General features: G+C 68.6%; 6 protein-coding genes. 3 read left to right on the top strand and 3 right to left on the bottom strand.

The genetic code is table 11. The features are described from left to right. On the bottom strand, positions 1-454 hold a 454-nt coding region (locus tag CKO28_RS25990; RefSeq protein WP_200344091.1), incomplete at its 3' end, for an IS110 family RNA-guided transposase. 52 nt (positions 455-506) lie between these two features. Here CKO28_RS25990 and CKO28_RS25995 point away from each other — a divergent pair. Continuing rightward, positions 507-989 carry a YceI family protein gene (locus tag CKO28_RS25995; protein ID WP_200344093.1) on the top strand — a complete coding sequence of 161 codons (483 nt, stop codon included), beginning with the start codon at positions 507-509 and terminating at the stop codon, positions 987-989. A 147-nt stretch (positions 990-1,136) separates the two neighbouring features. Here CKO28_RS25995 and iadA read toward each other — a convergent pair whose 3' ends face one another. Then, on the bottom strand, positions 1,137-2,276 hold the full coding sequence (gene iadA, locus CKO28_RS26000) for a beta-aspartyl-peptidase (RefSeq protein WP_200344095.1): 1,140 nt from the start codon (positions 2,274-2,276) through the stop codon (positions 1,137-1,139). Between the two features lie 419 nt (positions 2,277-2,695). Here iadA and CKO28_RS26005 point away from each other — a divergent pair, with 419 nt between their 5' ends. After that, the gene (locus CKO28_RS26005; RefSeq protein ID WP_200344097.1) at positions 2,696-3,598 is read left to right on the top strand and encodes a cyanophycinase; all 903 of its coding nucleotides are present in this window, start codon (positions 2,696-2,698) and stop codon (positions 3,596-3,598) included. After that, positions 3,595-6,225 (top strand): cyanophycin synthetase, encoded by a 2,631-nt coding sequence (gene cphA / locus CKO28_RS26010; RefSeq protein ID WP_200344099.1) that lies wholly within the window; start codon positions 3,595-3,597, stop codon positions 6,223-6,225. Before CKO28_RS26005 ends, cphA begins: the two co-directional genes overlap by 4 nt. 111 nt (positions 6,226-6,336) lie before the next feature. Here the strand turns inward: cphA and CKO28_RS26015 are convergent, their stop codons facing one another. Next, positions 6,337-6,942 (bottom strand): hypothetical protein, encoded by a 606-nt coding sequence (locus tag CKO28_RS26015; protein WP_200344101.1) that lies wholly within the window; start codon positions 6,940-6,942, stop codon positions 6,337-6,339. Positions 6,943-7,290 lie beyond the last annotated feature (348 nt).

Here is a 7,290-nt window from a genome sequence, read left to right on the forward strand (position 1 = left end):
GTGCGATCACGCCGAACTCGGCCATGTTACCGCGTAGCGCGTTAATCATCTGCGTGCGTTGGCGAACCATGAGGTCGCGCGTCTTGAACGCCATCCCCTGGGCCTGCTTGGCCTCGCTCTTGATCGCGACGAAGTGCATCGTCGGGCGGCTTGCCGCCTCGGCGATCGCCTCCGCGTCCGCTGCGTCGTTCTTCTGGCGTTTGACGAACGGCTTGACGTAGCGCGGCGGCACCAGCCGGACCTCGTGCCCGATTTCCTGCAGCGAGCGCGCCCAAAAGTGCGCGCTGGCGCACGCCTCCATCGCCACGGTACAGCGCGGCTGGCTGGCGAAAAACGCCATCACCTTGTCCCGGCGCAGCTTCTTGCGGAAGGCTACCAAGCCGTCGGCCTTCTCGCCGTGCGCCTGAAACGTGTTCTTAGCCAGATCCAGCCCGATCATGCTAACCTCCGACATGGATGCCTCCTCCTCGAATGGCGTTTGTCGATATACCCATTCTGGCACACCGATGCCGCCGGAGGGGGCGTCCACCCCATCGGGTGAGTTCGAGGAGATGTCCGGCGAGTTCACCTTCGGTCCCGAGAACGTCTCGGCCGCTTCCGTCTCGCTGACCATCCAGGCCGACAGCCTGTACACCGGCCACAGCAAGCGCGACCAGCACCTGACCGGGCCCGACTTCCTGAACGCCCGGGAATTCCCCGAGGTCACCTTCGAATCCACCGGCGCCGAGCGCACCGGCGAGAACACCGGGACGCTGAGCGGCGAGCTCACGATGCACGGCCAGACCCATCCGGTGACGCTCGACGTGACCTTCAACAAGATGGCCCCGCATCCGCTGCCGCAGTACGACAAGGTCCTGACCGCCGGCTTCTCCGCCCGCGGCACGATCGACCGAACCAAGTGGGGCGTCGACGCCTACGCCCCCGCCGTCGGCTCGAAGATGCAGCTGATCATCGAGGTCGAGGGCCACGACAAGGACCACGAGGGGTAGGCGCGCTCGGCCGATTCCCCTCCTCCACCTGGGAGGAGGGGCTAGGGGAGGAGGTTGCCGCGCCGCCGATGCCGCGGGCTACCTCCTCTCCCTAGCCCTCTCCTCCCACTGGAGGAGAGGGGATTAAACGATTGAGTTTGCAGAACGCTACCCGTAGCGGCTCCACAGTTCCCGGCCCTGCGAGAAGGTCATGCAGGGGCTGAGCTCGCGGTCCAGCAGGGTGACGTCGGCGTCGAAGCCTTCGGCGAGCTGTCCCTTGCGCGCCTGCAGGCCGAGCACGCGGGCGACGTTGGCGCCCAGCAGCGGCAGCGCGTCGGCGAGTTCGAGGACGTTTTCGCGCACCAGGGTTTGCCAGTCGTTCAGCAGCGGCGCGTTGCTGGCGACCGACAGCTTGGTGAGGCGGCCCTGGGCGTCGAATTCCGGCAGACTGCCCTGGCAGTCCGACGACATGGTGATCCGCCCGGCCGGCACGCCGCGCTCCAGCAGCGCGCGCACGCCGTCGAAGCCGGTGTAGCCGTCGCCCGGATCGCCGTCGAAAGCGGTGACGTCGACGCTGGCGCCGAACTGCTTGGCGAACTCGGCGGCGTCGTCGAGCAGATGCTTGATCCGGTTCACGTGGGTCGGGATCACCTGCTCGGCCGGGATTTCCGTCTCGCTGAGCAGCCGGCGCAGCAGCTCCAGACCGCGCGCCCCGTCACCCATATGGAAATGGCAGATGCCGCGCTTGCCGGCCAGCATGCCGCCGACCCGCGCGTCGGCGACCAGCCGGGCCAGCTCGTCGAAGGTCGGCTGGCTGGAGCGGTGGTCGCTGAGCGCGATCTCGCCGACGCCCAGGACCTCCGGCACCCAGGCGAGGTCGCGCTGCACCGAGCCGGTCAGGGTGGGCGGCGGGACGCGGTAGTTGCCGGTATACATGTAGGCGTCGATGCCCTCCGCCCGGAGGCCGCGCACCTTGGCCAGCAGGTCGGCCGGCGCGCGGCTGATCCCGTCGGTGCCCAGCAGGCCGACGATGCTGGCGATGCCGCGTTCGGCGATCTTGGCTGCGGTGATTTCCGGGCAGCGGGTGACCGGCCCGCCTTCGCCGCCGCCGCCGGTGGCGTGGACGTGCTGGTCGATGAACCCGGGCACGGCCCAGCAGTCCGGCCGCTCGTAAAGCGTCACCGGCCAGTCGGTCGGCACCGACAGCTCGGGCCCGACATAGGCGATCCGCCCGCCGGACAGCAGGATGTCGGTGGCTTCGCTCGGCTGCGGGGTGAACACCTGCGCCACGCGCAGCAGGGTCAGCATGATCGGGCAACTCCTTGGATTCGAGCGCGCGCGTTCAAGGCAAACGGTCGTCCCCTTCGTAAACGTCGCGCCGTTCGGGTATAGTTAACATACAGCATCTAGGCTGACGGTTGGTCGGCCTTGGGTGCCGGCAATCTAATCGGTTCCGCGCCGGGTGCAGAGCCTGCGCGGGCTTGAAGGACACGAAGCTTGACACAAGCGCGGCCGTGGCGCGGATATAGCCGGTCAACGATCGGTTTGACCCGGGGCGAGCGACTCGTTCCCCTGAGGCAGGCTGCGTGCGCCGGAGCCGCTGCGACCGTTCCGCCAACCGCCGACCGCCACCGCTGATCGCCCGACGCCCTTTCCCCGACCGCTTCCGACCCCGATCCCGCCATAGCTCAAGAGAGGCGTCGCGCGCCGCGACGACTGGCCTGCCCATGGATAACAGCGATTTCACCACCGCCGTCGCCGCCAACGGCAGCGGTCCGAAAAACATTGGCGACGAGCCCCTCGGCACTCTGATCGCGATCGGCGGTGCGGAGGATAAGACCTCCAACCTGGAGGTCCTGACCCGGGTGTTCGCCCATGCGCCCGAGGACAACAAGACGGTCGCGGTGATCGCCACCGCGAGCCAGATCCCCGAGGAGGTCCTGCCGGCCTACGCGGAGGTGTTCAAGCGTCTGGGCGCCACGGAGGTGCACTCCCTCGACGTCCCCGAGCGCGCGGCGGCGAAAAGCCAGAAGACCTGCGAGGCGGTGCGCAACGCCGGAGTGATCTTCTTCACCGGCGGCGACCAGTTGCGCCTGACCTACGTGCTGGGCGGCTCGCCGCTTTTGCAGGTGGTGCGCGAGCGCTACCAGGAGGGCGCGGTGCTCGCCGGGACCAGTGCCGGGGCGGTCGCTTTGTCGTCGACCATGATCTACAATGGCAGTGCCGCGGATGCCCTGCGCAAGGGCGCGGTCAAGATGAGCAATGGCCTCGGCTTCGTCGACGGGGTGGTGATCGACAGCCATTTCCTGGAGCGCGGCCGCTTCACCCGCCTGATGGAGGTCGGCGCCACCAACCCGGAATACCTCGGTCTCGGCCTGGGCGAGGACGCCGGCGTGATTTTCCACAACGGCGGCTTCCTGGAGGCGATCGGCCCGGGGCACGTCGTGATCGTCGACAGCCGCGATCTCGGAAGTTCGAACGTTGCCGATCTCAGCGACGGCGAACCGGTCGCCGTGGAGAACGTGATCATGCACGCCCTGATCGCCGGTCACGGCTACGACCGGACAACCCGAACCTACCTTGGCGCCGACACGCTCGCCCAGCGCTTTGGGGAAAGGACGAAAGCGTGAGAATTCTGCAACTCCGTGCCCTGCGCGGCCCGAACTATTACAGCCGCTATCTGACCATCTACATGCGCCTCGATATCGAGGAGCTGGAGGATAGCCCGACCGATTCCGTCCCGGGCTTCATCGAGCGGCTGCAGACCCTGATGCCGAGCCTGTACGAGCACCGCTGTTCGGTGGGCACGCGCGGCGGCTTCCTGGAGCGCGTCGAGCGCGGCACCTGGGCCGGGCACGTGGTCGAGCACGTGGCGATCGAGCTGCAGAACCTGATCGGGTTCTCCGTCGGCTACGGCAAAACGGTCGATAGCTACGAGACCGGGATCTACAACGTCGTCTTCCGCTACCGCGACGAGGCCTGCGGTCTCGCCGCCGGCGAGGAGGCGGTGGAGATCGTCGACAAGCTGTTCAAGGGCGAGGAGGTCGACCTCGACGCGGTGATCGCGCGGCTCAAGCAGGTACGCGACTACCACCAGCTGGGCCCGTCGACCGGCTCGATCGTGACCGCGGCCAAGGCGCGCAACATCCCCTGGTACCGGCTGAGCGAGGACACCAGCTACACCCAGCTCGGCCACGGCTACAAGCAGCGCCGCTTCCAGGCGACCGTGACCGCGCGGACCAGCCTGATCGGGCACGGCATCGCCGACGACAAGGACTGGACCAAGCAGATCCTGGGCGACGCCGGGATCCCGGTGCCCAAGGGCTACAGCTGCGAGTCGTGGGAAGACACGGTCTGGGCGGCCAACCGGATCGGCTATCCGCTGGCGGTCAAGCCGCTGGTCGGCAACCACGGCCGGGGCGTGACCACCAACATCACCAACGAGGCTGAGCTGCGCGAGGGCTACGACGCGGCCCACGCGCGCTACGACACGGTGGTGGTGGAAAGTTATGTCCGCGGCGAGGATCACCGCCTGCTGGTGATCGACGGCAAGCTGGTCGCCGCCGCGCGCCGCCGGCCGGCGCACGTCGTCGGTGACGGCCGGTCGACCATCCAGCAGCTGATCGACTGCGAGAACGCCGACCCGCGCCGCGGGGTCGGGCACGAAAATCTGCTGACCCAGATCCACGTCGACGAGCAGACCCACCGGCTGCTGAGCCAGGCCGGGATGGACCTGGAGACGGTCCCGAAGGACGGCGAGGTGGTCTACCTGAAGTCGACGGCCAACCTGTCGACCGGCGGCACCGCGGCCGACATCACCGACGACGTGCACCCGGACGTCAAGCACGCCGCCGAGCGGATCGGCCGGCTGGTCGGCCTGGACATCATCGGCATCGACCTGCTGGCGGAAACCCTGACCAAGCCGCTGGACCAGCAGTCCGCCGGCGTGGTCGAGGTCAACGCCGGGCCGGGCTTCCGGATGCACATGTCGCCGACCCACGGCACGCCGCGCGACGTCGGCAAGCACGTGGTCGACATGATGTTCCCGGACCCGCAGGACGACGGCCGCGTGCCGATCACCGCGATCACAGGGACCAACGGCAAGACCACGACCACCCGGCTGATCTCGCACCTGATCCGGCACGCCGGCCGGCAGGTCGGCATGGCCTGTACCGGCACGGTCGAGATCGACAACCACGTGATCATGCGCGGCGACTATTCCGGCCCGGGTGCGGCGCACGCGGTGTTGAAGGAGCCGACGGTCGAGCACGCCGTCCTGGAGTGCGCGCGCGGCGGCATCATGCGCCGCGGCCTCGGCTTCGACGAGTGCGACGTCGGCGTGCTGCTGAACATCGCCAGCGACCACCTGGGCGAGCACGACATCCATACCCTGGACGAGCTCGCCCGTGCGAAGACGGTCGTGGTCGACGCCGTGCATCCGGACGGGACCTGCGTGCTCAACGCCGACGATCCGCGCGTGCTGGAGCACGGCACCTACTGGGCGCGCGGCAAGATCGCCTACTTCACGCTGGACCCGGAGCATCCCGACGTCGCCAAGCACGTAGAGAACCACGGCCTCGCGTTCACCGTGACCGACGGCAAGATCGTGATGCGCCAGGGCCAGGTGCAGGCCGAGATCATCGAGGTCAACGACGTGCCGATCGCCTTCGAGGGGCACGCCCGCTTCAACGTCTCGAACGCGCTCGCCGCGGCGGCCGCCGGGCACGCGCTGGGCCTCGACCTCGCGGACATCCGCCAGGGCCTGATGACCTTCCACCCGACCCCGGGTCAGCTGCCGGGCCGGACCAACCTGGTGCAGGCCGACGGCGTGCGCGTGCTGGTCGACTACGGCCACAACGTGCCGGCGCTGACCGCGCTCGAGGATCTGGTCGGCGGCCTGACCGCCAAGCGCCGGATCGCGGTCGCCTCCGCCCCCGGCAACCGGCGGGACGAGGATCTGCATGCCCTGGGCGCGCGGCTGGCGCAGATGCACGACGAACTGTTCATCTGCGAGCCTGATCCGCGCGGCCGCCCGGTCGGCGAGGCGGCCAGCCTGCTGCGGGCCGGCGCGGAAAGTGCCAACGCCGCGAAGGTGCAGGTGGTGCTGGACGAGCGGAAGGCGATCGAACAGGCGGTCGACAGCGCGAGCGAGGGCGACCTGCTGGTCATGCTGGTGGACGACACCGAGTTCGCAATCCAGCGCGTCAAGGGCCGCTCCTTCCGCGCCGCGGCACCGCTGGCCCAGACCGAAGGGTAGGGCGCCCGCCGTCGAAGCTCGCGTCGACCGTCGCCGGGGTGTTCGGGCCTAACTGCTTGAAGAGAGAGCAAGATTCAGCTGAAAGGTGATTTCCCCTTTCAGCACCTTGCCCTAAGCGACCGCCTTGGGCGAGGTCTTCGAGGTGTCCAGGCGCTTCTTGCGGTCGTCCGGGCTGTGCGGCAGCGCCGGAACGTCGTCGGACTCCGCGTCCGGATTGGTCGTCCCGGACAGGTCCCGGCGCGCGGCGGGACGGCTCAGGCGGCGGCTCGACAGCCGGTCGGCACGGGTCCGCCGGCCGCCGAGCGCGGTGGTCTCGGGCGCCGCTTCGGCGGTGGCGGCCGGGGCTGTGGCGGCGGCCGCCTTGGCGGCCGCGGCGCGCTCCCGGCGGGCGACGTGCAGCTCGCTCATCCGGGCGACCAGCCTGTCCAGCAATTCGGTCTCCGACGGCGCCTTGTCCGGCGCCTTCACGCTGAAGACGTCGAGCCCGGCGTACTTCACCTGCAGGAAGCTGACCTGCAGGCTGCGCCAGGCGCAGAACACCGCGAACGCGCCGACCACCAGCCAGCTGGACCCTTCGCCGAGCAGCGCGAACGCCAGCCCGCACAGACCGGAAGTCAACAGCACGACGGCCGCAACCGGCCGCCAGAACGCGCCGGCGACCAACAGCAGCACGGCAATCTGAACGCAGAAGACGAGGATATCGGTGGCGGCGAACATGGCTGTCCCGGCTATCGAAGCGCGTCCCAGCGTATCGCCCGACAGGTTAAGCGTTCGTTATCTGTCGCGACCCCGGCCGCGCTAGACTGAACTTTGTATTTGGCCAGAACAGTAACTCCCTGATGATGCTCAAAGAATTGGCGCCACGGGCGAGTCCGCTCTGGCTACATCATGGGCTGACGCCGAGCAATTCGAAGGCCTTGGCCTGCAGCGGCGTGGGCTGGGTCGGCTGATCGAAGCTGTAGGCCGGGTTGCTGGGCATGCTGACGGTGTTGAGGCACAGCGTGCCCAGGTCGTCGAGCAGGCTCTGGAAGCTGTGCACGGGCAGGTCGTGGTCGGTCCGCCGGG

The organism is Rhodovibrio sodomensis (assembly GCF_016583645.1).
GTDB classification, from domain to species: domain Bacteria; phylum Pseudomonadota; class Alphaproteobacteria; order Kiloniellales; family Rhodovibrionaceae; genus Rhodovibrio; species Rhodovibrio sodomensis.